Source organism: candidate division WOR-1 bacterium RIFOXYB2_FULL_36_35 (assembly GCA_001771505.1).
Lineage (GTDB): Bacteria > Margulisbacteria > WOR-1 > XYC2-FULL-46-14 > XYC2-FULL-37-10 > XYB2-FULL-36-35.
In genome coordinates this window covers 137,778-163,754 of the sequence record MEUA01000017.1, presented here as the reverse complement: position 1 = coordinate 163,754, position 25,977 = coordinate 137,778, and the positions used below count along the sequence as shown (strand labels likewise).

General features: G+C 37.0%; 25 protein-coding genes. 9 read left to right on the top strand and 16 right to left on the bottom strand.

What is annotated here, in order from left to right; translation table 11 throughout:
• The first annotated feature begins 69 nt into the window (after positions 1-69).
• Positions 70-1,296: a hypothetical protein gene (locus A2290_05985; GenBank protein ID OGC15866.1), complete on the top strand. Its 1,227-nt coding sequence runs from the start codon at positions 70-72 to the stop codon at positions 1,294-1,296.
• Positions 1,297-1,426: 130 nt separating this feature from the next.
• Positions 1,427-2,749 (top strand): hypothetical protein, encoded by a 1,323-nt coding sequence (locus A2290_05980; GenBank protein ID OGC15865.1) that lies wholly within the window; start codon positions 1,427-1,429, stop codon positions 2,747-2,749.
• A 6-nt stretch (positions 2,750-2,755) separates the two neighbouring features.
• On the opposite strand, the gene A2290_05975 is transcribed toward A2290_05980, so the two are convergent.
• Positions 2,756-3,718 (bottom strand): 6-phosphofructokinase, encoded by a 963-nt coding sequence (locus tag A2290_05975; GenBank protein OGC15875.1) that lies wholly within the window; start codon positions 3,716-3,718, stop codon positions 2,756-2,758.
• A gap of 175 nt (positions 3,719-3,893) precedes the next feature.
• Between A2290_05975 and A2290_05970 the strand changes: the two genes are divergently transcribed.
• Together A2290_05970 and A2290_05965 are read left to right on the top strand one after the other, a co-directional pair.
• Positions 3,894-5,870 carry a hypothetical protein gene (locus A2290_05970; GenBank protein OGC15864.1) on the top strand — a complete coding sequence of 659 codons (1,977 nt, stop codon included), beginning with the start codon at positions 3,894-3,896 and terminating at the stop codon, positions 5,868-5,870.
• 90 nt (positions 5,871-5,960) lie between these two features.
• Positions 5,961-7,280 carry a hypothetical protein gene (locus A2290_05965; protein ID OGC15863.1) on the top strand — a complete coding sequence of 440 codons (1,320 nt, stop codon included), beginning with the start codon at positions 5,961-5,963 and terminating at the stop codon, positions 7,278-7,280.
• A gap of 97 nt (positions 7,281-7,377) precedes the next feature.
• Here the strand turns inward: A2290_05965 and A2290_05960 are convergent, their stop codons facing one another.
• From A2290_05960 to A2290_05945, 4 genes are all read right to left on the bottom strand, one after another.
• A complete protein-coding gene (locus A2290_05960) occupies positions 7,378-8,358 on the bottom strand; it encodes a hypothetical protein (GenBank protein ID OGC15862.1) in 981 nt (326 codons plus the stop codon).
• A 171-nt stretch (positions 8,359-8,529) separates the two neighbouring features.
• On the bottom strand, positions 8,530-8,820 hold the full coding sequence (locus A2290_05955; GenBank protein ID OGC15861.1) for a hypothetical protein: 291 nt from the start codon (positions 8,818-8,820) through the stop codon (positions 8,530-8,532).
• 154 nt (positions 8,821-8,974) lie between these two features.
• A complete protein-coding gene (locus tag A2290_05950) occupies positions 8,975-9,847 on the bottom strand; it encodes a zinc metalloprotease HtpX (GenBank protein OGC15874.1) in 873 nt (290 codons plus the stop codon).
• A 140-nt stretch (positions 9,848-9,987) separates the two neighbouring features.
• On the bottom strand, positions 9,988-10,539 hold the full coding sequence (locus A2290_05945; protein OGC15860.1) for a hypothetical protein: 552 nt from the start codon (positions 10,537-10,539) through the stop codon (positions 9,988-9,990).
• A 143-nt stretch (positions 10,540-10,682) separates the two neighbouring features.
• Here A2290_05945 and A2290_05940 point away from each other — a divergent pair, with 143 nt between their 5' ends.
• Positions 10,683-11,966 carry a hypothetical protein gene (locus A2290_05940; GenBank protein ID OGC15859.1) on the top strand — a complete coding sequence of 428 codons (1,284 nt, stop codon included), beginning with the start codon at positions 10,683-10,685 and terminating at the stop codon, positions 11,964-11,966.
• Between the two features lie 213 nt (positions 11,967-12,179).
• Here the strand turns inward: A2290_05940 and A2290_05935 are convergent, their stop codons facing one another.
• The 5 genes from A2290_05935 to A2290_05915 form a co-directional block, all read right to left on the bottom strand.
• Positions 12,180-12,743: a hypothetical protein gene (locus A2290_05935; GenBank protein ID OGC15858.1), complete on the bottom strand. Its 564-nt coding sequence runs from the start codon at positions 12,741-12,743 to the stop codon at positions 12,180-12,182.
• A complete protein-coding gene (locus A2290_05930; protein ID OGC15857.1) occupies positions 12,740-13,786 on the bottom strand; it encodes an S-methyl-5-thioribose-1-phosphate isomerase in 1,047 nt (348 codons plus the stop codon). The genes A2290_05935 and A2290_05930 overlap by 4 nt, the downstream gene beginning before the upstream one ends.
• The gene (locus tag A2290_05925) at positions 13,783-14,310 is read right to left on the bottom strand and encodes an adenine phosphoribosyltransferase (GenBank protein OGC15856.1); all 528 of its coding nucleotides are present in this window, start codon (positions 14,308-14,310) and stop codon (positions 13,783-13,785) included. Before A2290_05925 ends, A2290_05930 begins: the two co-directional genes overlap by 4 nt.
• Positions 14,310-15,047 carry a methylthioadenosine phosphorylase gene (locus A2290_05920; protein OGC15855.1) on the bottom strand — a complete coding sequence of 246 codons (738 nt, stop codon included), beginning with the start codon at positions 15,045-15,047 and terminating at the stop codon, positions 14,310-14,312. Before A2290_05920 ends, A2290_05925 begins: the two co-directional genes overlap by 1 nt.
• A gap of 314 nt (positions 15,048-15,361) precedes the next feature.
• Positions 15,362-16,237 (bottom strand): hypothetical protein, encoded by an 876-nt coding sequence (locus tag A2290_05915; GenBank protein ID OGC15854.1) that lies wholly within the window; start codon positions 16,235-16,237, stop codon positions 15,362-15,364.
• Between the two features lie 179 nt (positions 16,238-16,416).
• Here A2290_05915 and A2290_05910 point away from each other — a divergent pair, with 179 nt between their 5' ends.
• Genes A2290_05910 through A2290_05900 form a run of 3 tightly spaced genes read left to right on the top strand, consistent with a single transcriptional unit; the run spans position 16,417 to position 18,336 of the window.
• Positions 16,417-17,529: an isocitrate dehydrogenase gene (locus A2290_05910; GenBank protein ID OGC15853.1), complete on the top strand. Its 1,113-nt coding sequence runs from the start codon at positions 16,417-16,419 to the stop codon at positions 17,527-17,529.
• 4 nt (positions 17,530-17,533) lie between these two features.
• Positions 17,534-17,971, top strand: coding sequence for a hypothetical protein (locus A2290_05905; GenBank protein OGC15852.1), 438 nt, complete (start codon positions 17,534-17,536; stop codon positions 17,969-17,971).
• 5 nt (positions 17,972-17,976) lie between these two features.
• Positions 17,977-18,336 carry a permease gene (locus tag A2290_05900; protein ID OGC15851.1) on the top strand — a complete coding sequence of 120 codons (360 nt, stop codon included), beginning with the start codon at positions 17,977-17,979 and terminating at the stop codon, positions 18,334-18,336.
• On the opposite strand, the gene A2290_05895 is transcribed toward A2290_05900, so the two are convergent.
• The 5 genes from A2290_05895 to A2290_05875 form a co-directional block, all read right to left on the bottom strand.
• The gene (locus tag A2290_05895; GenBank protein OGC15850.1) at positions 18,329-19,234 is read right to left on the bottom strand and encodes a hypothetical protein; all 906 of its coding nucleotides are present in this window, start codon (positions 19,232-19,234) and stop codon (positions 18,329-18,331) included. The two genes, A2290_05900 and A2290_05895, sit on opposite strands and share 8 nt — an antisense overlap.
• Positions 19,235-19,286: 52 nt before the next feature.
• The gene (locus A2290_05890) at positions 19,287-19,658 is read right to left on the bottom strand and encodes a hypothetical protein (GenBank protein OGC15849.1); all 372 of its coding nucleotides are present in this window, start codon (positions 19,656-19,658) and stop codon (positions 19,287-19,289) included.
• Positions 19,655-21,661, bottom strand: a complete 2,007-nt coding sequence (locus A2290_05885) for a sodium-translocating pyrophosphatase (protein ID OGC15848.1) — start codon at positions 21,659-21,661, stop codon at positions 19,655-19,657. The genes A2290_05890 and A2290_05885 overlap by 4 nt, the downstream gene beginning before the upstream one ends.
• Before the next feature lie 25 nt (positions 21,662-21,686).
• Positions 21,687-22,964, bottom strand: a complete 1,278-nt coding sequence (locus A2290_05880) for a phosphopyruvate hydratase (GenBank protein OGC15847.1) — start codon at positions 22,962-22,964, stop codon at positions 21,687-21,689.
• Positions 22,965-23,094: 130 nt separating this feature from the next.
• Positions 23,095-24,351 carry a hypothetical protein gene (locus A2290_05875; protein OGC15846.1) on the bottom strand — a complete coding sequence of 419 codons (1,257 nt, stop codon included), beginning with the start codon at positions 24,349-24,351 and terminating at the stop codon, positions 23,095-23,097.
• Between the two features lie 62 nt (positions 24,352-24,413).
• Here A2290_05875 and A2290_05870 point away from each other — a divergent pair, with 62 nt between their 5' ends.
• Positions 24,414-25,253: a hypothetical protein gene (locus A2290_05870; protein OGC15845.1), complete on the top strand. Its 840-nt coding sequence runs from the start codon at positions 24,414-24,416 to the stop codon at positions 25,251-25,253.
• Here A2290_05870 and A2290_05865 read toward each other — a convergent pair.
• Complete coding sequence (locus A2290_05865; protein OGC15844.1) at positions 25,243-25,803, bottom strand: hypothetical protein; 561 nt, start codon at positions 25,801-25,803, stop codon at positions 25,243-25,245. The genes A2290_05870 and A2290_05865 overlap by 11 nt on opposite strands.
• Positions 25,804-25,977: the final 174 nt, after the last annotated feature.

The window sequence follows — 25,977 nt, the reverse complement described above, 5'->3', positions numbered from 1 at the left end:
ATTTAGAGATGTCATCCCGGACTTGATCCGGGATCCAGATTGAGGCACTTAATTCTGGCGTTTGCCAGAATGACAAAGAAAGGACAAGTTATGAAAGTAAAATTTAATGGGAAAGAGATAAACATAAAAAGAATAGGAATTTTAACAGGCGGAGGAGATTGCGCGGGTCATAACGCGGTTATTCTTGGGTTATTAAGAAGAATCTCTCTTGAAAACAGAAGTCTTCCTGAAAGTGAAAAAATGGAACTGATAGGACTTCTTGAAGGATGGAAATCTTTAACTCGCGATCCGGAAGAAGAGCTAAATAAAATTGCAAGGCCTCTTAAATTAAAAGATATTGATGAAAGCTTTAAAACGGCAGGAACAATACTCGAATCTTCACGCACAAATTTATTCTCAAAAGCAAATATAGAGGCTAAAGCTCCAGAAAAAGCCATGGAAAATTTGAAGAAACTCAATATTGATTGTCTTGTTGTTCTTGGCGGAGATGACACCTTGGGAGCTGCTGGAAAGCTTGGCAAACAATTTTCTTTCCCAATGTTTGGAGCTCCAAAAACCATGGATAACGACGTTTACGGAACAGATTTAACCTATGGATTTGAATCTTCTGTCGAAGAATCTGTCCATTTCATAGAAAATATAAAAACTACTGCAAAATCACATAATAGAGTTTTTATTGTTGAAGTTATGGGCCGCCATGCCGGATGGGTTGCGCTATATGCAGGAATTGCAGGAGGAGCAGATGTTACGCTTCTTCCTGAAGAAATTGTAAATCTTGACAACGTAATGTCTCTGGTCAAAAAAGCGTTGGACTATCAAAAACATGCGATAGTTGTTGTATCTGAAGGTGCAAGACTTTTTGATACGCGTTATCCGGAATCTATAAACAAGCGCCATCAAGAACTTTTGGATGTGGTAATTTCCGATCCTAAATATGCGCTAGTCAAAGCACGCCATGCTATGCCCAAGAAAAAAGATTCCTTCGGCAATGAGCAGCTTGGAGGTGTTGGAGAATATCTGTTCTCTATTCTTGAAAAACATATGGGAATTGAGCTTCGCTATCAAAACTGCGGACATGCTATAAGGGGCGGAGTAGCTCATGTAACAGACAGAATTTTGGGATTGCGCTATGGCGATGCAATTTTCTCATTTATGAAAGAAAATAAGTTCGGCGTATATCCGGGTATTGAAGGAGATAAAATTATCGCTTCAAATCTGCTAGAAGTAAAAGGCGGACGATTTGTTCCGGAAAACCATCAATTATTTAGAATGAGGAATACTGCGGTTTACTATTAACCCTGATTATCCTAATCGGGGTTAATTTTTCGTATGGGATCTCATATTTTCAAAGACTGAACTCTCTCTGTATATAATATAACTGAAATTTCATAAAAAAAATACGAAATATATTAGTAGTACAATAAAGATGAGAACAGCTGCAGAAAACCTTATTAAAAACCACCACTATACGTCACAAAACCAAGAAGTATATGGCACGATCAATTCCTGGTTAAGAACCCTCAATCCTCTTTCATTTACAGCTACAATTAAGTCAACACCGGAAGGGAGACTTTTTTTAGGCCGATTAGAAGGGCAAAGTATTGTACTTAAAGGAAACGAAATTCAACCTTCCTGCACGCATCATGTCACTTATGAAACAAAAAAAGGTCCCGATCCTGACACCCCTGACATTGTTGTTAATATATCACGAGCGCGCAAAGAAGAAGTAGAAAATTTAAAGACAAGATGGATAAGGCGAAACGGAGTTGTTTGTCCTTTTGGTAAAATCATTCCGAGAGGTGGAATGGATACTATTTATCCCCCTAGAAGTATCCCTATTGCGGAAGAACAAGCATTGCTTAAGCCTTTTTTAGAAGATTTAATAAGTAAAATGCATGTGTGTCATCCTTACCAGATAATTAGCCAAGATATCAAAGACACTTTGGTTGAAATTACTGCTAAAGGAGGAACACTTGCCGCTAATTGGCTTATTTTCCTATATGAAGATTTAATCTCAAAAGTCGCCAATAAATTTTATAAGGGGAATGCTTATTTCTGTGATTTGCTTAAGCAGGAAGGGAGGGAACAGGTACTTCCAGCCGCTAAAAGTTATTCTCTAGAAAACCAAGGAAGAAATGGATTTGATGGTTACCTCAAGGTAGTTCTAACTCATCACTTTATTACCTGTTATACTTATTTAGACGGTTATGGAAATCCAAAAGGTAAAAGACAACCCCAAACAGTAAGCATGGAAGAGATGAGAAATCCCAGAGCAATTTCTGGTGATTACACAGTTTCTACGTCAGAAAGTGTTTTAATAGCAAAAGAGAGTAGCATGCAAATTTACCATCAACTGACACCCGCAGAAAGGCATCTTTTTGACTTTATATTATCCTGCCCGACAAAAGAGGATCTTTCCGCGGAAGAAGTAGGAATTATGGCAGGAAGTCAAGAGATCCTACGATGCGGGATAACGCGCTATGCACAAAAAGGCCTCAATGACGATGAAATAACATTTCTTAATAGTCTTAAAGACCAAATGCCTGATTTATTTTCCATGCTTTTTGAGTTTACTAGGCACGGGATTAAATTGAAAAATTACAGATACATTCTTGATGAGTTGATAGATCAACATATAAAAGACGAACATGTAAAAAAGACACTTCATGAAATCTTAGATAAAAGCGCACTTTCAATACAAAGAGTAGGCCAGATATGTAAATCTATTTCTTATAAGTTGACTAATTGACAACAACTAAGCCGACAGTATTTCAGCCAACTTATAGCCATCCCTATCGATATCTTTTTTACGTTTGACGGCAATTTTTGTAGGAGTTTCTACAACTTTATCAGACAACATGCCAACCATTATAGAAGTTTTTCCGTCAATTAAGGCGCTTACTGCCGCGGCGCCAAGCTTACAAGCCACCTCTCGGGATAACGCCGTAGGATTTCCCCCCCTTTGCATATGGCCTAAAATACTAACCCTCACCTCAAGGTCTGTCTTTTTGCTTATTTTCTCGGCGATATCATGGGCATGCCCCGCCCCTTCAGCCAAAACAATTATAAAACTTGATTTGCCCCTCTGCTCCCCCTGCTTTAATTTTTTTGTGACATCGTCAATATTAAAAGGGATTTCAGGAATTAAAATCGCCTCCGCCCCACAGGTAATGCCAACATCTATTGCAATTGATCCGCTATTTCGTCCCATAACTTCAACTATGAAAATTCTCTCATGCGAAGTTGCGGTATCTCTTATTTTATCGATTGCATTAACTGCTGTATTTACGGCAGTATCAAACCCGATTGTATAATCCGTCCCGTAAATATCATTATCAATAGAAGCCGGAATATTGATGATTGGAAGTTTTGTCTCTTTATAAATTTGATAAGCCGCTTTTAACGAGCCATCTCCTCCAATTACAATCATAGCATCTATGTTAAAAGCCTTTAAATTTTCATAAGCTTTTTGGCGAACAGTTTTCTCTTTAAATTCATGGCAACGATGTGTTAAGAGAATTGTTCCGCCTTTGCTTATAATTCCGCTTACGGATTTCAAGTGTAAATCAACAATATCTCCATCTATAAGTCCCTGCCATCCCCTCTTTACTCCAAGAACATTAAGCCCGCTGGAAATCGCACAACGGACAACCGCTCTTATCGCAGGATTCATCCCAGGAGCGTCTCCTCCAGGAGTTACAACCGCTATGTTTTTAATTTGTTTTTTTGGCATAACAAAATTATACTTCAATTATATTGTTTGAACAAGAGATCGCAGTGTATGTTTTTCCAAACGTTCCAAATAAACCCCGAGTTCCTAATCGGGGTGAATAATCGGGGTTAAGTCCTTAATTAATGAAATTTATCTGATAAAAATCGATATATATAAAGATATGAACTATATTAGCTCTAGAACAACTTACGAGGCCTTTCCTCAGTTAGTGGCAAAATTGACTCATAATTATAAACCACCACAATATGTAAATGTGGCAAGTCCAGATCATCCAATACATAAAGCCGCCAAACAGTTATATGATTTAAGAATCAAAGGTAATGGAGAAGGATTTTCTTGCGGTTTAACAGATGCTCAAATAGTTCATATGGCCGGCCGGCACAAAAGAATAGATTGGGTTATATCAACAATAAAAGAAGCTAGCGGGAAGATTGCCCCTTCATACATCGTTACAATCGGATCAATTTTTGAGGATTACGAAGAAAGATGGGCTTTTCTGGAAGGCTCGACAAACAAATCCAACGGTCAAAATGTATCTTTATTTTTTAAGATTGCCACAGTTGCAAATTTCAAACAAACACTCCTATCTCTTGGAGAATACCAAGCTAAAGGAAAAGAATTGTGGGGAAATTTCCCTTTATCATCTGCAATCACTTTTTTTGATAAAGGAGTTAATCTTGAAGAAGTAAACAAGCTGCTGTCAGCAACAAAAGAGCATTATCCATTAGCGGCGTCACTTATCGCAAATATTGAACAATGGATTAAAGGAGATAATCCTCCAAAAATGCTTGATAAAAAAGGAAGACTAAAAAGGGGCTCTCATCCGATTGACTGTCTAAAAAAATTAGAAGTATTACTAAAATATAAAGATGAACAATTAGACGAAGAATTTATCAAAAAGATATTTTCTGGCTCCGTTTATTATTTTGAAGAATCAATAAAATTATATCTTAAAAGAAATCCTTATCTTACAACCTATCATTCTATAAATTACTTTTTAACTAAAGTAAAAGAGAAAAGAAAAGCTTTTATTTTAAAAGAACTTGAAAGGTTTGGGAAATTACCCGCAAAATTTCGCCCGTCTTTTAAAGAAATAATAAAGCTATCAAAAGACCATCAATTTAAAAGCCTTTTAGAAGACTTATTTAAAGCCAAAATGAGAGAAATGCTAGATAAAGTTAAATTCCATGATATAAAAACTAATGATAAAGAAATTTACCGTAAACTAGCACTCCCCCTAGAAAGCTCAGAGGCGTTTTCTGAATTGCCACAGCTATTATCATTGTCTTCAGAAGAATTATTCCATCTGACTTTTTTTGATGATACAGAAAAAAGATTCTTATTTTTGCAACGATTTTTAAGATCTCTAATTTATCCGGATTCCATATCTTATGTATATCAATTTGCAAGTCTCCCTGATTTTTCAGGAAAAGAAAAAGCCTTACAATCACTACTTGTCGAAATGAAAGATGCGCAAAAAAGAACAACAACAGAAGAAGATGCCACTGAAGAGACAGAAAAAAAAGAAAACTTAGCCTGGTTTGATCGTTCTATATTTTCGCCAGCTATACAGATAATCTTATCCGATATAAGTTGGCAAGGCGCCTTGTCAGATACTTATAAAACACAAGGTGTTAAACTTAGTTTTTCAGGAGCTGTTGCCATGAGGAGAGAAGGATTACAATTGGGAACTCTTTTAGAATTACTTGAAGAATCTCAGGCTAAAAACTTCCCCCTGACTCCCATTGCTGCTATTAACATACATATGATAAAAACAGATGTTGACAGTTTAAAAAGATATATGGAAACTGACTTTAAAGGACTGTTTAGCAACCCATCTAGATTTGTAAGAACCTTTGGATTATTGCAAAAAGGATACAAACAAATGGCTCCTGATACTATTGCAAGCCAGATCAACATGCTTAGAAGCTTTAAAGGATTTTCAACGGAGGCTTCAGGTGAAGATGTTTTAGATATGTTTGAGCTTGGAGTATCCTTTAGTGAATTAGAAAAAGCTTGTACAACTGCTGAAACAAAAGTCATGTTAAAACCTCTCTTAATGCATAAAATATTTATGGCAAATTTATCACGTGCTATAGAAAAGATGAAAGGTCTAAATAGAAAGTATTTCGGTTAGAAGTTAACCCCGATTATTCACCCCGATTAGGAAATCGGGGTTAAAATTCCTTCTGGTATGAATAATCGGGGTAAAGTATAATAGAACATCATGTCAAACAAACAAATAAAACTAGATCACAGCAAATTCGGAAATATTGATCTTGCCGAGTTTAATGAAGAGACAAAAAAAGTTCAAATTTTTCATACCATAATGCTCGAAGGGAAAGATCCACTCCTAAAAGACAAAGAGGTCGTAATGACCGGCTGGAAAACAGAAAGCCCTTTTATTTCAAACGATAAGCTTTCAGATATAAAAAAATCCGCAGAAGAATTGAGAAACAAAATCGACGATTATGTTTCTATTGGCATTGGTGGCTCGTACCTTGGAACTAAAGCTACAATTGAAGCCGTTGTCGGAAACCTGGAATTATTTAACCTCTTTTCAAAAGAGGAACGAAACGGTATTCCTAGAATTTTCTTTTTGGGCAACCATATGGATCCCTCATACATCTCCAAAATTTTAAAACTTTTGGATAATAGAAAAATCGGCGTAAATGTTATATCAAAATCAGGTGGCACAGTTGAACCTGCGATCGCTTTTGCAATTATGAAAGACTTGATGGAAAAGAGATTTAAAAATCCATCCGATCTTATTGTCGCAATAACAGACGCGGCAAAAGGGGCTTTAAAAAAATTGGCAGGTGAAAAAAGTTATAAGACTTTTGATGTGCCGGACAATGTCGGCGGACGATTTTCTGTAACATCCCCTGTCGGTCTGTTTGGACTTGCTATGGCAGGAATCAATATTGAAGAGTTTATTTCTGGTGTTAAATTTGGAGAAGAGGCGACAAGAACACTCCCTTTTGAAAAAAATATTGCCATGCAAAGAGCGGTTCTTCGATTTATCGCTTATAAAAAATTAAGCAAGAAGATTGAGCTTGTTTCTACCGGAATTTATGACCTAAAAGGAATTGCGGGCTGGATGCAGCAACTGGGGCCGGAAAGTGAAGGGAAAAACGGTGAGGGGCTTTGGATCTTCCCTGTATTTTATACACAAGACGCACATTCAATCGGACAGATGATACAAGAAGGAGAGAGAAATATAATAGAAACTTTTTTGATGGTTTCCGATCAAGGGATTGATATGAAAATCAAAAGTCTTGGAACCCCTGTTGAATATTTAGACGGCAAGAATTTAAGTTTTGCAAATAACGCTTTTGTAGAGGGGCTTCGAAAAGCTCATGTAGAAGGCGGAGTTCCGTGTATGACCTACACACTTCCTGATCTTTCGGCTTTTACAATCGGACAATTATATCAAATTGAAATGAACACCATCGCATTAAGCGGGCTTCTGCTGGGACAAAATCCGTTTATTCAACCCGGAGTGCAAAAATACAAAGCTATTGCGGATAAGAAGAGCGGAAGATAGAGTTTTGTGTCATTCTGATGAAAATCAGAATCCATTTTCCCTTTGTGTCATTCTGGCGAAAGCCGAAATCTAGTTATTAAATACATTGGCAAATAATTCAAAATTCCTGTAATTTCTTAAAAGGAACAATCCCATCTTGTGGCGCTCCTTCATTTATGTAAACTTTCCAAAAAACATTATAGTCATCAATATTACGATGTGTAAAACTGTCAACGCTATATAAAAGAGGAGTTATTGCCTCTCTGTGTATTGCTCCTCCAAAAGGCATTAGTGTTTTGCCCGGCAATAAAAACTTACGATATTGATTTTTTGCTGATTCTCTTAAATTATTAAAATCAAAAGTTAAACAAAGATATCTATCGTCTTCTTTCCATTTACTCGCAGTTATATGCGGCATCCTCCAACTTTTATCTTTTATGAAAATCAAAGGAAAATACAGTTCACATAAAACTTCCTTAAAAGCTTCCTTGGTGTTGTTTGTTAATGAAAATTCCAAAGAATATTCATGCAAAAGTTGAGTTATTTCTTTAGTTTTATATTTTATTTCGATATGTGCGGATGTATCTTTTTTAAAATATTCACCTTTTAAATCGTTTAATTCTTTTTTTTCTTCAACGCTTAATATAAAATCAGTATCGAGTTTAAAATAGCTAAAAATTGTTTTTATTGTTTCTTCAAGCTCTTCAATTTCGAAATAAGACTTTGCTTGTGCAAATAAACTTAAGGGCGCACCAAACTCATTCATAGATATATTGATTGTTAAAGGATAAATTTTTTTATCATTTGCCCAGACAACTGCAGACTCCCACCATACCCAACCAGATAACTTTGATGCAATAGAACAAATAGGAATAATAGCATCTGCATTTTTCAATTTATTTTCTAGCATTGTGTGTTGCCATTTATCCCCTGGTGGCATTCGTGAAGCTACAAATATATCAATTTTATCGCCGACATGACCACGAATTATATTTTCTATAAAGCAGGCTAAAGCCAATTCAACAGTAGAATAGCTAATAAATAAAATTGGCTTTTGTTTCGCTTTTAACTTTTTTGAATTATTTTCTTCAACTATCATTTTGATTGATTTTATTATAGATTAAATATTTAATGATGTAAATTTATGAATATGGTAAATTAAAACTGGGTTTCGGATCAAGTCCAAAATGACATCATCTATGTCGCAATGTTATTGAATACTGGATACCGGCTTTCGCCGGTATGACAATCTAGGCTTAAGCTTTTCAGTCTACTTTATCAACCTATAATACAAATCCTCCCATAGAGGATTTTCTTTTTCTATTAATTCTATTTTCCATTTTCTTTTCCAATTTTTCAATCTTTTTTCACGAGTAATAGCTGATAATACATCTGTTGTCTGTTCCCAATAAACAAGTTTATGAACAGCATATTTTTGAGTAAAGCCCTGAATTTGTTCAGATTTATGCTGGTAAATTCTTTTAATTAAATCAGAGGTTATGCCAATGTATAAAGTTCCGTTCTTTTTACTTGCTAAAATATAAACATAATAAAATTTCATTCAAAATAAGATGTGGCTTATTTTTTAATTTGTTACCCCCACCCCTAGATCCTGAATCAAGTTCAGGATGACACCCCTCTAATCGCTACACCCTGTGTCATTCTGACGAAAGTAGAATCTAGCGCTGGATACCGGCTTTCGCCGGTATGACACATTACATCCCCCGGAGAGCTTTTACTCTTTCGGTAATCGGCGGATGGGTTGAAAAAAGGCTGGTCAGCCAGCCAACTTTGTTTTCTCCTACAGCTTTAAATGGGCTTATAATATACATGTGAGCAGTCGCCTTATTTGCAACCTCAAGAGGTTCGGTATCCGCGGAAATTTTTAGAAGCGCACGAGCCAACCCTTCAGGATTTCTTGTAATCATAGCGGATGATGCGTCAGCCAAAAATTCACGCTTGCGCGAAATAGCCAGTTTGATCAACTGCGCGATGATTGGAGATAAAATCGCCAATATTATTGCAAGAATAAAAATAATAAGTTGAACTTGTCCATTCCCCTCCCTGCTGCTTTTTCGTCCTCTCCCACCCCACCAAGTAAACCTCAAAAATAAATCTGACAACAAAACAACAGTTCCTGCTAAAATAGAAACAATTGTCATAAGCCTCATGTCATAATTGCCAATGTGAGACAATTCATGAGCAATAACACCTTCTAATTCTACTTTTTCCAGTTTATCTAAAAGACCAGAAGTCACAGCAACTACTGCATGATTCGGATCACGGCCGGTTGCAAACGCATTTGGAGCAGAATCTTCTATTATATAGACCTTTGGTTGAGGAAGTCCTGCCGCAATGCAGAGATTTTCAACTATTCGATAAAGTTCGGGGTTGTCGCTTTTTTTTATCTCTTTCGCACCGGCAATCGCAAGAACCATTTTATCACTGCCATAATAAGCAATGACACTTATAATGATAGAAATTATAGCGGCTATTGCAAGAAAACTTGGTCCGCCGACATCCAAAGCCATTCCAATGACCCATGAAAGGCCGGTTATAAAAAGGATAAAGCCTATAATAAAAATCATAGTTTTGCGCTTATTTGAATCTATTTGATTGTATAAATTCATATTATAATTACACTAATGAAGAATAAAAAATGATCTAATGCCTAATGTATCATATTTATTGTGTTTTAATTAGTCATTCTTAATTAAATCATTCTTCATTAAAACTTAACCTCTACCGCTTTTCGTTCCTCGGAATTTTCAACTTCAAACATCTCTCTCATTTTAAAACCAAAAGAGTTTGCAATTATATTTGAAGGGAATACCTGTATCTTTGTGTTCAAATCTCTTACATTGCCATTATAAAATCTTCTTGAGTACATAATTTTGTCTTCTGTATCAGTCAAATCGGCTTGAAGACTTAAAAAGTTTTCGTTTGCTTTCAAGTTTGGATAATTTTCCGCAACAGCAAAAAGAGATTTGAGGGTTCCTGAAAGCATGTTTTCAGCTTTCCCTTTTTCTTCTACCCCCTGCGCGTTCATCGCATTGGCGCGGGCTTTTGTCACATTTTCAAAAAGCTCTTTTTCATGCGTAGCATAACCTTTTACAGTATTTACAAGATTTGGTATAAGATTATATCTTCTCTTCAACTGAACCTCAATATCCGCCCATGCCTCTTCAACTCGAACCTTTAGTTTAACAAGCCCGTTATACATAGAAATAACCCAAACAACCGACAAAACAATAACACCCAACAATATCCAAAAAATCATAAATATTACCCCCTTAAATTAAATTGTTCTTAAACTTTTGTACATATGCTAGCATAAGTTAAAAGACAAATTCAAGTGAAATCATGAAAAATAAATACAGAAGTATTAAAGTAAAGCATAAAATATATAAATAAGAAAAAATCATGACAACTATAAACACTGTTCAATCTTTAATGCAAAAATATATAAGGAATCCTTCAAAAGGGCCCAAAATAGTCCTTTTTACCGGTGGGTCAGGAGTCCGTTCACCCGCGATAGAGTTAGCAAAATACACTCATAGAACTCGCCATATTATAAATACAACAGATAGCGGAGGAAGCACAGGAATGCTTCGTCAAGTTTTTGAACTTCCAGGAAAGCATGAATTTCCCGCAATTGGAGATATAAGAAGCCGCTTATTTGATTTAGCAAACCACGAAATCCCGGGATATAGAGAAGTTGCCAAACTTTTGCATTATCGTTTACCGAAATATGCAGATAATAATATTTTAAGAAGAGTATTGTCCCACATAATAAGAGGAAACCATGAGTTAATTCGAGCTATAAGAAAGAACTCAAATAATGAAAATTTAGACACATCCAGCATACCAACTTCTATTATAATACAAAATGCGCTTAAAACATTTTGGGATACTGCCTCCACATTTGAAAGGAATTATTCTTTAACTCTTGATCTTTCCGACGCGAGTATCGGAAATATTTTTTTGGCAGGATTATATTTTCAGTATGGGGGAACAGGAGAAGCACTTCAAACAGCAATTTATTTCTACAAACAGTTAGCTGATGTTAAAGGAGAAGTTATTCCTGCTCATTTGGAAAGTCTTCATTTGGCAGCTCGCTTTAAAGACAAAACTTTATATGGTCAACACTTAATAACACAAAATTCTTTAAGCCTGCCGGTTGACGAGCTTTGGTACATTAATGATTTAGAAAACAAAAAGAAAGTTGTCCCGACTGTTAATCCTGATGTTATAAAGGCTATACAAGAAGCGGATATGATTGTTTATGGTATGGGAAGTTTTGAGACAAGTTTACGTTCTATTCTGATTATCCCGGGAATAGCAGAAGCAATAAGAAGGAGAAATGTTCCAAAAGTTCTTATTACTAACCCTGTTCTAGATGAGGAAACAATTAGAATGACAGCTATAAATTGTGCTTGCAAAATAGGAAATACCTTGCAGGATATGGATACTGATCAATCTTATGATTATAATAATTATTTAACATATGTTTTGGCCAACGAATACCCTGGCGCTACAATGTTTAAGAGTAAATATGGAAACCGATTCGGCTATATGCCCATAGGAGAAGGGGTTATTGGCAATGGTGTAAAGCTTTTGCAAAATAATCTTTTGACCAGCCAAGGGGCAAAGACTTATGATCCTGCACTTCTTGTAGAACTATTATTTTCAATAATGGCAAAATAAAATAACTTGAACCCCAATTATCCTAATCGGGGTTCATAGACTAACAAAATTTTAGCAGTCTATTGAAAAATTCCTTAAGGGGACTGTTGCTAAATGTCACCCTGAGCTCAGCCTAAGGGTGCGAAAGTCTTAAAATACAGAAATTATATATTTTGCAACAGTCCCGAAGTTAAAAGAGTTGAGGGAAGAGGAAAAATGAGGTTGGATGGCTATTCAGCAAAAACTCAAAGCCCGAGCGCCCGCAATATCCATTGTTTTTCCAAAAGCAAGAAACCCATGATTTTTGATAATAATAAAATTATTTTCGTTTAAAATATCCAAAATGGCTTTTGCTAATTCAAGGGTTCCATAAGGCTCTTCTTTTAAAGTGGAAGGTAATTTCAACTCCTCTGCTATATCAAGAATTTTCTGACTGTGCCCATGAAAAATAGCATTTACATCTTTACGTTTCTGATAAATTAAAAAGTGAAACATGCTTTCAGAAGAAGGGGCTCTTGTTCCCTGGACATAAACTGTTTGTCTATCAAAATCAATAGAAGTAACTTTTACAAAACTTTCGGCAGAGACGCTTTTTAATCCGGAAGCAGTAACAATAAACTCACAAAAACCTTCTTTCAATCTAAAGCTTAAATTCCCATAAGCCCCGTCACCATAAGAAGGCATTAGATCTTCTTTTATAAATTCCATGCACCAATATTTTAACCTTTCAATTCTTGGATCATCAGGAGTTTCATGATTTAGAAATTTTGTTGTAAACTTTGGAATTACTTTTTTCACAATAGCTTTTCTCTCTTAAAAAGATGAGGAAGTGGGTAGGGTTTAATAATACCCTTCTCCGTAATTATTCCAGTTATAAGTTCAGAAGGAGTCACATCAAATGCGGGATTTAATGCAGAAGAACTAGGGGATGCAACAAGAATTTCTTCAATCTTTCCATCTTTATTTGGCCCTGTCTGATATAAAACTTCTTTTTGAGATCTCTCCTCTATCGGTATATCTTTTCCTGTTTTACAATTTAAGTCGAAAGTAGAGGTCGGCGCCGCGACATAAAAAGGGACCCCGTATTTTTTAGCGCAGATCGCCTTTTCCAAAGTCCCTATCTTATTTGCAACATCATAATTTGCAGCGATCCTGTCCGCACCCACAATAACCATATCAATTTTTCCCTGAGACATAAAATGAGCTCCAGCATTGTCAGGAATTATTACATGGGGAATTTCTTCATTTTCAAGCTCCCATGCGGTAAGCCTGGCCCCCTGCCCCCTCGGCCTTGTCTCATCAACATAAACAAAAATTTTTTTACCCCTGCTACAAGCAACATAAATAGGAGAAAGAGCAGATCCAAAATCTACAAAAGCAAGCCAACCGGCATTACAGTGCGTCTCTACATAAAACCCGTCGTTTAATAATTCATTTCCTATTTCACCAATCTTCTTACAATTATTCGCATCTTCATCTGCAATTTTTTTAGCTTCCAAAACAGCTTCCTTTTGAGGGTTGGCTGATTTTTGAGCGGCATCAAAAACGCGATTAACAGCATAAAAAAGGTTTTGAGCCGTAGGGCGTGTCGCTTCTATCTCTTTTTTGGCCTCTTCAACATTTTTTAAATCTTCCAAAAAGGCCTGAGCCATGGCAAACCCTGCGGATGCGCCAATGGCTCCCGCCCCGCGTACTATCATCTTTTTTATCGCAAAACAGGTGTCCTTATAAGATTTGGCTTCGTAAATTTTAAACTCAAAAGGGAGAAGATTTTGCTCTATAAAAAAAACAGATGACCCTTCCATCCAAACAGTACGATAATGTTTGCCTTTTACCTTCATTCGCCTTCAAACTCAGCCTGCGCATAAACAGAAAAACCCGAGCTCTCAAGTTTCTTCCTCCCTCCAAGATCAGGAAGATCCACAATAAAAGCTATCTCAACAATTTCCCCGTGAAGTTTTTTAACAAGTTTTGCGGCTGCCATAGCAGTGCCGCCGGTCGCTATCAAATCATCAACTATTACAATTTTTTGCCCTTTTTCTATTGCATCTTTATGTATTTCAACAATATCTGTCCCATACTCCAAAGAATATTCTTCTCTTTCTACTTCCGCAGGAAGCTTGCCTTTCTTTCTGACAGGGACAAAACCTTTCCCCAAAAGATAAGCCAATGCCCCACCTATAATAAAACCTCTTGAGTCAATCCCAACAATAAGATCAATTTCTTTGTCTTTATATCTGCTTACAAAATCATCAATACAAAGTTTGAGTCCTATAGGATCTTTAAGAAGAGTTGTTATATCCCTGAACATAATTCCTTCCTTAGGCCAATGCGGAACCGTTCTAATTTTAGATTTTATCGGCATTATTTTATCCTCCTTACAATGTTAATAAATAATTTTTTAACTTTATCAGCATTTTCATTCATACGCTCCATAATCATATCAAATGTTACCGGAGCCTCATCATCTTTCCAACAATCATAATCTGTAGACATAGCAATTGTCTGATAAGGAATATCTAACTCCCTTGCTAAGATAACCTCAGGACAGGTAGACATATTTATAATATCAGCACCCCATGAACGAAACATACGGCTTTCAGCTTTAGTTGAAAAACGAGGCCCTTCTATCGTTATAACAGTCACATCTCTATTGTATTCAAACCCATACTCATCGCATATCTGACACAATATATCCGTTAAATTTTTATCATAAGGCTCACTCATCGGAGTATGAATAACATGATCCGTAAAAAAAGTCAGATTCCTATGACGTGTAAAATCTATAAACTGTGAAGGAAAAACCAAGTTTCCAGGTTTGATCTCCTCTCTTAAAGATCCAACAGCAGTTGCCGCAAGGATGTGGGTGCATCCTTCTTCTTTCAGCGCATAAATATTAGCTAAAAAATTGACTTTAGTCGGCATTATCTCATGTTTTCTGCCATGGCGCGCCAAAATAATAATTTCCACATCATCAATCAAGCCGCATTTTAAAGGGGAAGAAGGTTTTCCATATTTATTGGAAACTTCTTTATCATAAGCATTTTTTAAAATTTGAGGATCATCCAACCCCGAGCCACCTATAATTCCTATTTTGACCATGATAAAATTATAGACCAATTAAAACATTTCAACAATAAGAAATTTTGTAATACTCAGTGTTGCCAAATGTTCGAAATAAATCCCGATTATCTTTATCGGGATAAAAGTTTTATTGTCATCCGAAAAGTTCGTAACTCGTCCCGATAGCTTTGCTATCGGGACTCAAACAGACGAACTTTTCTCCTGCCAAAAAAACTTTTATTTTAAAACAGTTACGAAATTTTGTAAGTTTAGTTTTTCCAAACGTTCCAAATAAACCCCGATTATGATAATCGGGGTTTATAATTACGAATTTTTCATATTTTCTTCAACAGCTAATCATTCCATGTTAGAAATAGTTTCAAAAGCGGAATCTCTTTTTCTTTTCTTTCCAAAAACAGGCTATAAATGTAAGAACCATTTCTTTTTCCGCTAAAAGACATTACAGGCCTGAATAATTTTTTTTCACTTGGAAAAGAAAATGGATAAGCAACATCATTACTATCGTTGCTATTATTAGCCAAATGTCTATAACTGCTTAATTGAAGTAAAAATTGAATAGGAATTATTTCCTTAAACTGAGAATCACTTGAAAATAAATATTTTAACATCTCTCTATTAGAATTATTATCTAAGTCAGAAATCATCTCCTGCAAACGAAAAAGCGGAGATCCATTTGCCTTTTTCATAGACGAAACAATTCCCCAATCACTACTTCTTAGTCTCCTGAGCATTTGATCAAAATTATTGCCATTTAAATTTCTACGCAGTGAATTAATTCTTGCAAGGACAGCATCTCCCGCGTATAAAATAGGGGGAGGGTCAGTATCATAAATAAAATTTCCGTACATCCCTGTTTGATTCCCTCTCTCCGCATCTTCTTCCCAAAAAACAAGGTGTCGACTACCGTCAAGTCCTTTGATTCTAACTCCTTCGCCTGACATATCAAACGCTGAAACCCCCTTTTTGATATTCTTAACCGTTACATTTGCAGGAATACCCTCCTCACCAAGAACCTTAGCACACTTAATAAATTCCTCAGCATCTCCCTCCTGCTCCATTCTCCCCGTCCATCCCAAAAGATGAGCAACCACCTCTTTTTTTCTGGATGGAGAAATTGTTATTCTTCTATTATTCATTGAAGAAAACAACATAAGAGTCTCAATCATTGATTTTCTTGCTGTCTGAACCTGTGGCATTATGTTTGTCATAATTTACACCCACCCCCTTACGGGGATTACTCACTCCTTAGTACAATTTCAATTCTTTAACGTATGGATCCTTCCTCTAAATATGCCTATTCCAAACAATTGTTTCATTATGTTATGCTATAATATAATCACAAAAAAACCAAAAAAATTTCACCTTTAAAAAAAGAAAGGATAATAAAATGACATATAAAATAACGCTAATTTACGGAGATGGAATAGGCCCAGAAGTATCAAACGCTGCAAGAAGATGTGTTGACGCAACAGGAGTAAAGGTAGATTGGGAAATTATGGAAGCAGGAGCAGATGTAATAGAAAAATATGGGACTCCTCTTCCAAAAGAGACGCTAGAATCGATCAAGAAAAACAAGATCGCGTTAAAGGGTCCACTTACTACTCCAATAGGCACAGGCTTTAGAAGTGTTAACGTCGCTATCCGCAAGGAACTTGATCTTTATACCTGTTTAAGACCATGCAAATCTTTTAAGGGGGTTCGCTCAAAATATCAAAACATTGATCTTGTCGTTGTACGAGAAAACACGGAAGATCTTTACGCGGGGATCGAATTTGAAGAAGGGAAACAAGAGACAAAAAACCTCATTTCTGAAATAGAAAAACTTTCTCAGAAAAAGATAAGACCCGATTCCGGCATATCGATAAAACCGATCTCAATTTCCGGAACAAAAAGGATCGTTGAGTTTGCTTTTGAATACGCGGCAAAAAACAATCGCAAAAAAGTGACAGCAATTACCAAGGCAAATATTATGAAATTCACAGACGGTCTCTTTTACAAAGCTGCAAGAGAGATCGCAAAAAAATATGAAGATAAAATTGAATACGAGGAACGATTAATCGACAATATGTGCATGCAGCTTGTCCAAAAGCCTGAGCTTTATGACGTATTGGTCCTTCCCAATCTATATGGTGATATTCTTTCAGATCTTTGCGCCGGTCTTATCGGAGGACTTGGAATCGCACCGGGAGCCAATTTAGGAAACGGAATCGCAGTCTTTGAAGCGATCCACGGGTCTGCGCCAAAATACGCAGGGCAAAACAAAGTAAACCCTGTGGCAATGATCTTATCAGCAGTCCTGATGCTTGATTACATCGGAGAAAAAGAGGCAGCAAAAAGACTTGAAAACGCAGTTGCATATGTCATTGCTGAGGGAACAAATGTCACATACGACCTAAAAACCGACAGAAACGATCCTACATCGGTTGGAACATCTCAAATGGCGGATGCTATAATAGAAAAACTGGCAGAGGTGAATAATCGGGGTATAAAGGAGGAATAAAAAAATGTCACAACTATTTGATAAAGTAAATCTTGACCTTAAAGAGGCTATGAAAAATAAAGATGAAGAGAGACTTTCCGCAATACGAATGATGAAAAGTAAAATCTTATATGTAAATGCCAGAGGAGAACTTTCCGAAGCCGAAATCATAAAGATATTAACTAAATATGCCAAAGAGGTCAAAGAATCTATTGAAGAAGCTAAAAAAGTCGGCCGCGCCGAAGATGCCGCAAAATCAGAAAAAGAATTGCAGATTGTAGCAGAGTATTTACCGAAACAATTATCTTCCGATGAAATAAAAAAAGCAGTTGAAGAATCGATAAAAGAACTGGGAGTATCCTCTGTTAAGGATATGGGAAACGTGATGAAAGCAGTTTTGGCTAAATATCCCGGAACCGATGGGAAAGTTGTTAATCAGTTTGTGAGAGAAATTCTTAAGTAAATTCCATGCAAATACTAGGATTACTAACAATAGGCCTCGGCGCTGGCATATTAAGCGGATTTTTGGGAATCGGCGGAGCAACACTCCTTATTCCATCTCTTCTTGTAATTTACAAAATGACACAACATATGGCACAAGGGACATCTCTTGCGGCGCTTCTACTCCCTGTTGGAATATTGGCAGTTATAAAATACCATCAAACAGGAAATGTAAATATAAAATTTGCTCTGTTAATAGCTCTCGGTTTTTTAATCGGCGGATACATCGGCGCAACATTCGCACAACCAATTTCTGACACATTGCTTCGAAAAATTTTTGGGGTATACTTGTTGATAATCTCTTTGCAGCTGCTTTTTTTTAAATAGTCTCTTCTTCAGAAATTCCCATCAAGCTACAAGCATTACCCCATGTTATCTTATCTAAAGAATTTTGACCTAAATTTAAATCCAAAAGACCTTGAATAGATCTCTCAACACTTGCAATAGGAAAATCGGTGCCAAATAAAATTCTTTCAGGCCCAATATCCGAAAGAATCATTGACAAAGATTGTTTTAACCTCCAGAATAACTGTTCACATAAATTTGTTTCATATTCTTGTGCGGCAATAACATCTGAAATATCTATTATTCCATACTCATTATTGATAAAATGCGCGCGAATTATCTCCCAGGGTTCTCCCGCCCCATGGCAAAAGACAGTTTTTACTTTGTATTCCTGAGCCAGAGAAGTTAAAAATGCCACATCAACACAATTTGATTGATCGCTCACACTTTTTGGCCCTGTATGAAAAACTGCAAATAAACCATATTCAGAAAGAAACCGGAAAAATAATCTTATACTGTTAGCCCTTTTATTAAAATCCAACTTATTAAAAACAGGATGGATTTTAATTCCTCTCAACCCCAATTCGCTTATATGTTTTACAACTTCTTTTAAAACTTCATCTTCAAATCTTAACGCAAGAGCTCCAAGAGTATAAAGACCTAGCGTCTCTTTTGCCATTTGAGCAAAACAATCATTTAAAGAATTTACCACAGGATATTTACCAGCAAGAGATAAAGGGGCAACAGGTAAAACCAAAAATCTTTGGCAGGAGGCAAGTGATGCTGCAGAATATGCCCTTTGAACTTCTTCAAAATATGGCCTTGGCCCTCCCTCTGTAACCAGTTGACTAAAATTCATGCCGCGTTGAACTTCCTGCGAAGCACCATAATTTTGCGGATTGGCAGGAACGAGATGAACATGCGCATCAAAAACTCTCATAGTAAATTATTATCTTGATATTTTTCAGGAAAATTCAAGGAAAAATTAATAATCAGCTAATAACAGACCCGTTTGGAATATCGCGGTCAAGAGTCAAAAGAACTACAGAAGATTTATCAGAATTTGAGGCGGCAAGAAGCATTCCTTGGCTTTCAATCCCTCTCAATTTACGAGGTTCGAGGTTTGCAACAATAGCAATTTTTTTGCCAATTAATTCTTCTTTGTTGGGATAATGCTGCTTTATGCCGGCAACAATAATTCTATCAGTGGGGAGGCGATTAATCGCCTCCCCACCAGAGGATAATTCCTCACCCAAATCAACCGTCAATTTATAAATCTTATCCGCGCCTTCAATATCTTCTACCGATTTAATCTCGGCAACCCTCAATTCAATTTTTTTAAAATCATCAAATGTTACGGTCATCTGCTAATCAACCCCAACAAAACCCCATGGAATCTGACTACAACCGGCCCAAAAACCAACGCGACAATTGACATTAATTTCAACAAAATGTTTATCGCAGGACCCGATGTGTCCTTAAATGGATCTCCAACTGTATCACCTACAACCGCAGCCGCATGTGACGGGGTCCCCTTACCACCAAGAAAACCCTCTTCAATAAGCTTCTTGGCGTTATCCCAAGCGCCGCCGGCATTTGCCATCATAATTGCCAAAAGAACACCAGAGGCTAAAGATCCTGCTAAAAATCCCGCAAGAGCTTTGGGGCCCAAAACAATCCCGATAACAATAGGTGCAACAACTGCTAATATGCCGGGGATTATCATTTCAGAAAGAGCCGCCTTGGTTGAAATATCAACACATTTTGAAACATCAGGTTTTGCTGTCCCTTCCATAAGGCCTTTAATTTCCCTGAATTGACGCCTTACCTCTTCTACCATTTTAAATGCGGCTCGCCCTACCGCCTGCATTGTCATGGCAGTAAACAAAAACGGAAGCATACTTCCTAAAAAGAAACCGACAAGAACAGTAACAGATAACAAATTGACTTCAGTAATTCCTACTGTGCTTGTAAAAGCCACAAATAATGCAAGAGCTGTCAATGCTGCAGAACCTATCGCAAACCCTTTACCAATAGCGGCTGTTGTATTTCCCAAAGAGTCCAATTTATCTGTTATTTGCCTTACCTCTTTCGGAAGGTTCGACATTGTGGCAATACCGCCTGCATTGTCTGCAATTGGACCATAAGCATCAACAGACATAATAATACCCACAGTGCCAAGCATTCCGACCGCAGAAATTGCTATCCCGTACATTCCGCCAAAATAGTAAGAAATAAGCATAGCGGCACATATCGCAAGCATAGGGAAGCCGGTACTGGTCATTCCAACGGCAAGCCCTGAAATAATATTAGTCGCAGCCCCTGTTTGAGTTGATTTAGCAAGATTTTCAACGGTTTTTCCCGATGTGTAATATTCAGAAATAAGCCCTATTGCCATACCAACAACAATCCCAGATAAAATTGTCCAAAATATACCCATTCTATCCGGCATTAAAAACATAACTAAAAAGTATGAAGAAATAATAAACAATATCCCTGAAATGTATGTTGCATACCTTAATGCAGATTGAGGATTGAGTTTTTGCAAAAAGTTCATAGAGAGCGTTCCGACAAAAGATGCCAAAGTTCCAAAAACAATTAAAAGCAGGGGAAGGGCCATCCATGCGAATGGATTTATCATCAAAGCACCAAGCGCGATTGTGGCAACAACAGCCCCTACATATGATTCAAAAAGATCAGCTCCCATCCCCGCGACATCTCCCACATTGTCTCCTACATTGTCAGCAATTACTGCAGGATTGCGAGGATCATCCTCCGGAATGCCGGCTTCAACTTTTCCTACAAGATCAGCGCCAACATCCGCCGATTTTGTGTAAATTCCTCCTCCGACACGGGCAAAAAGAGCGATAGATGATGCTCCCATAGAAAACCCGGATACAATCTGCGCCTTTAAAGCTATGTCAGGGACTAAAAGCCATATAAGACCTATACCCAACACTCCCAAACTTGCAACAGCCATACCCATGACAGACCCGCCACGAAATGCCATGCCTAACGCTTTGCCAATATCTTTTGATGATGCGGCATGAGCTGTTCTGACATTTGCTCGTGTGGCCGCGGACATTCCTATAAAACCCGCGATCATTGAAAAAAGTCCGCCGCAAACATAAGCGATTGCCGTATAAACGCTGATAAAATAAGAAATCGCGATAAAAACCACAACCATAAAAATAGCAATGCTTGTGTATTGCCTTTTTAAATAAGCCATGGATCCATCGTAAATTGCTTTTGAAATCTCCTGCATCTTAGCAGTGCCGGGATTTCCCCGAACTATAAGCCACAAAAGAAATAAAGAATACAAAACACCTAAAACTCCAACAACAGGAACCAATGACATGATATCCATCTTTTACCCTCTCCTTTTTTTATTTTTATCTATTCGAATACGCCTTAATTCCCAAATATGTTGCACTGCTTCCCAATTCTTCTTCAATTCGCAGTAATTGGTTATATTTTGCTACGCGATCGGTTCGTGCAGGGGCTCCGGTTTTGATCTGCCCGCAATTTAATGCTACGGCCAAATCGGCAATTGTTGAATCTTCGGTCTCCCCTGATCTATGGGATGTAACCGCGGTATATCCGGCTTTCTTTGCCATGTTTATAGCTTCTATCGTTTCGGTCAGTGTCCCTATCTGGTTGACTTTAATAAGAATTGAATTTGCAATACCCTTCGCAATGCCTTCTTTTAGGATCTTTGGATTTGTGACAAAGAGATCGTCTCCGACAAGTTGAATTTTTTTGCCGAGTTTGTCGGTCATAATTTTCCAGCCCTCCCAATCCCCTTCCGCCAAACCGTCTTCAATAGATACGATTGGATATTTTTCAACCCATGAGGCATAAAGATCGACCATTTCAGATGAAGTTAAACTTTTGCCTTCTGTTTTAAGTTCATATTTTCCGTTTTTAAAAAATTCAGACGATGCAGGATCCATGCAAATGCAAATATCTGTCATGGGTTTATATCCCGCTTTTTCGATAGCTTCCATTATAAGCTTGAGGTTCCCTTCATTAGATCCTGTCTTTGGAGCAAACCCACCTTCATCTCCCACAGTTGTCGGGAATCCTTTTGATTTAACAACAGATTTGAGCGCATGGTAAACTTCAGTTCCCATCCTCAATCCTTCTTTAAAAGATTTGGCACCAACTGGAGCAATCATATACTCCTGCATTTCAGTCGACCATCCGGCATGGGCTCCGCCATTTAATACATTCATCATAGGAACAGGAAGTGTAACAGCGTTATCCCCTCCCATGTATTTAAATAGAGATTTCCCTTGCGATTTTGCGGCAGCATGAGCAACAGCCATGGAAATGCCAAGTATCGCGTTCGCGCCAAATTTGCTTTTATTTTCTGTCCCGTCAAAAGAGATCATCTTTTTGTCTATCTCTTCCTGTTTTGTAATATCCATACCTATAAGCTCTTCAGCAATAACAGAAACATTTGCAACTGCTTTTGTAACTCCTTTACCCAAATATCTTGATTTATCGCCATCTCGTAGTTCCAAAGCTTCACGACTTCCGGTTGAAGCTCCTGATGGGACGATTGCGCGGCCTAAAACACCATTATCCAGAATAACATCGACTTCGACTGTGGGGTTTCCTCTTGAATCCAAAACTTCGCGGCTAACGATCCTTTTAATGCTTGCCATTTATCATTTCCCTCTCTTTCTTCTCCCCAAACCCTTTGGTACGGGAATAAAAAAACAATAATTTATTATAACATATTTTTGTCTGTCAGGGCATTTTAGGTGTTGGGGTAAACTTTTTACTTTAATCGGATTATATCCCTACTCGTATGATATTGCATATTTTTTTGACGACAGGAAGTTTTTTAAGACGTAAAACTGCCTCCATTAAATTTTTTTCTTTCACCTTATGAATAATAATAACTATTGTGGCAATATTATCTTTTGTCTCTTTCTGCAAAACCGTGGCAATAGAAACCTTATGATCGGCAAAAACTTTTGATATTTCCGACAATACTCCATGCTTATCAGCAACTTTCAACCTGATATAGTAACGGCTCTCAATTTCATCGATGGATTTTACTCTTAGTTTTTTAGAAGTGTAATTAGCAACTGTACTCTGTATTTTGTAATTAGCGCAAAAGATTATATCAGAAACAACGGCTGACGCAGTCGGATTTCCCCCCGCCCCCTGGCCGTAAAACATTAATTCTCCAACCATATTCCCCTTCACATAAATGGCATTCATAGGCCCAAAAACAGATGCCAATGGATGATCCTGCGCAATTAAAGTCGGATGGACTCTAACTTCACAGCTAGTATCGCTCTTTTTGGCAATGGCTAAAAGTTTTATTACATAACCTATCTCTTTTGCATAAACGATATCTTCCTGTTCAATTTTATCAATCCCTTCAAAAAAAACATCTTTCCAGTCAATGCTTGAATTGAAAGCTATCGATGCTAAAATTGCAGCTTTATAAGAAGAGTCATATCCTTCAATATCTTTTTTAGGATTTGATTCTGCAAACCCAAGTTTTTGAGCCTCTTTTAAAACATCAGAAAATTCCGCTTCCTCTTTGGTCATTTTGGATAAAATATAATTCGTTGTCCCGTTTACTATGCCATAGACCTCTTCTATCTCATTAGACAAAAGATCATGTGAAAGAGGCCCGATTATCGGGATGCCACCGCCGACCGCGGCTTCAAACTTAACAGAAACACCTTTCTCCTTTGCCAATTCAAGAATCTCATCCCCATGAAGGGCTATAACCTCTTTGTTGGAGGTTACAACATTTTTTCCGCTTTTTATAGCAGCAAGTATAAAATTTAAAGCGGGTCTCTCTCCACCGATTGCTTCGACTACAACATCAATTTGATCATCTTGTATAACATCAAACGGATCTTTAGTCAAAAATTTGTGCTTAACCTTTGTAGAATTGTCACATACCTTTAGAACTTGAAGATCTAATCCTGTGCGTTTTTGAATTAAATCGTGATTTTTTCTAATTAGTTCATCTACAGAAGAACCAATTGTTCCATAACCCAAGATTCCAATATTTATTTTTTTCATTTTTCCCCCATTTGTAGAAGTTGCTTCCTACATCTTCTATTGTGTTATAATTTTAATATTAAATGAAAGATTTATCAATAATAATAGTAAACACCAACAACAAAAAAATTCTCGGAGAATGTCTGGCATCTATTTTTCAAAACACCCATAAGAGATCGCTTGAAGTAATAGTTTCCGATAACGGATCAACGGACGGTTCGCAAGAGATGATAAAATCCAATTTTCCGCAAGTCTCTCTAATTGAAAACAGAGAGAATCTCGGGTTTATAAAAGCAACTAATAATGGGCTTAAAATCTCAACAGGTAGATATGTATGTTTACTAAATGACGATACAATCGTAAAAGAAGACGCTTTTGACAAAATGATCGAATTTATGGAAAAGTCTCCCAATGAGATCGGCTGCTGCACGCCAAAACTCTTAAATATAGACGGAACATATCAACATCAAGGCGGATTATTTCAAAGGAAATTCTGGCGATCAAAAGAGCCAACGGAAATTTCATTTGCTATTGGAGCTTGCTTGCTTCTGCGGCGGGAAGTAATGGAGAAAATCGGCTATTTAGATGAAAAGCTCTTTTTCTATAATGATGACCTTGATTATTGCTTGAGAATCAAAAAAGGGGGCTATAAGATTTACTATGTTCCCAACGCAGAAATAATACATTACGGAGGTTACAGCAGTAAAAGAACTTTTAACAGGAGATTGTTTGTTGAGGGATTTTACGGCGGGCTCTATTTCTGCAAAAAGCACCACGGCATAGCAGCATACCTTTTATATCGTCTTTTTCTATTTATAGGGGTTTTATTCTTTATCCCCATATTAATACTTTCTTATCCGTTTAAAAGAGAAAAGTTTTTGGATAGATTGCTCGCATATTTTGATATACTAACTATATCTTAATAAAAATACCTTCCGAATTACACACCCTTGCAAGCAGCCTCTTTGCTACAAAAGTATCGACGCTATTATACTCATCAAAAAAACCCCAATCATTTGGAAATGAAACAGCTTCATGCAATGATAAATTATTTGTATCCACAAACCCCCGCGCAAAAGAATGTGTTGATTCTCCAGCTTTCCTATTTGTCTCTATTTTTTCCATCCAGAGATTTGCTTCATGATAGGCGGTAGCATCAACATTTCGTATTTTCAACTGGAGAAGTTGCAAGAGGTTTTCCTTTTTTATCCCGGACAAAAACAACTTAGGATTAACAACCTTAGTTTGAACATCTATCCCCAACAATAAAAGGTTATTTTCAAGGGCAGTTACTAACTCCACATCATTATGAAGGTCGGGTGATAATAAAGCTAATGCGACGTCTCTCTCAGTTAACATCTCAGACTTTAAAGCCACCCGCTCTTTTCGCATAAAACCTTCACTAATAAGACGCCCCGCTCTCCTTTCAACTCCTGTATAAGATTGTCTTTCAACAGAACTAATCATAACCATACAAAATCTCCTCCTCTTTTATTTTTCAATACAGCATCTTAAAATGATTATCAAAACAAAATTTTAAAAATTTCAGATGATTTTTAAGAATTATTCACCAAAGTAAGCTATGAACCCCGATTAGGAAATCGGGGTTCATACCTGGGAAAAGTTCCAACCCTCTGCTAGAATTCT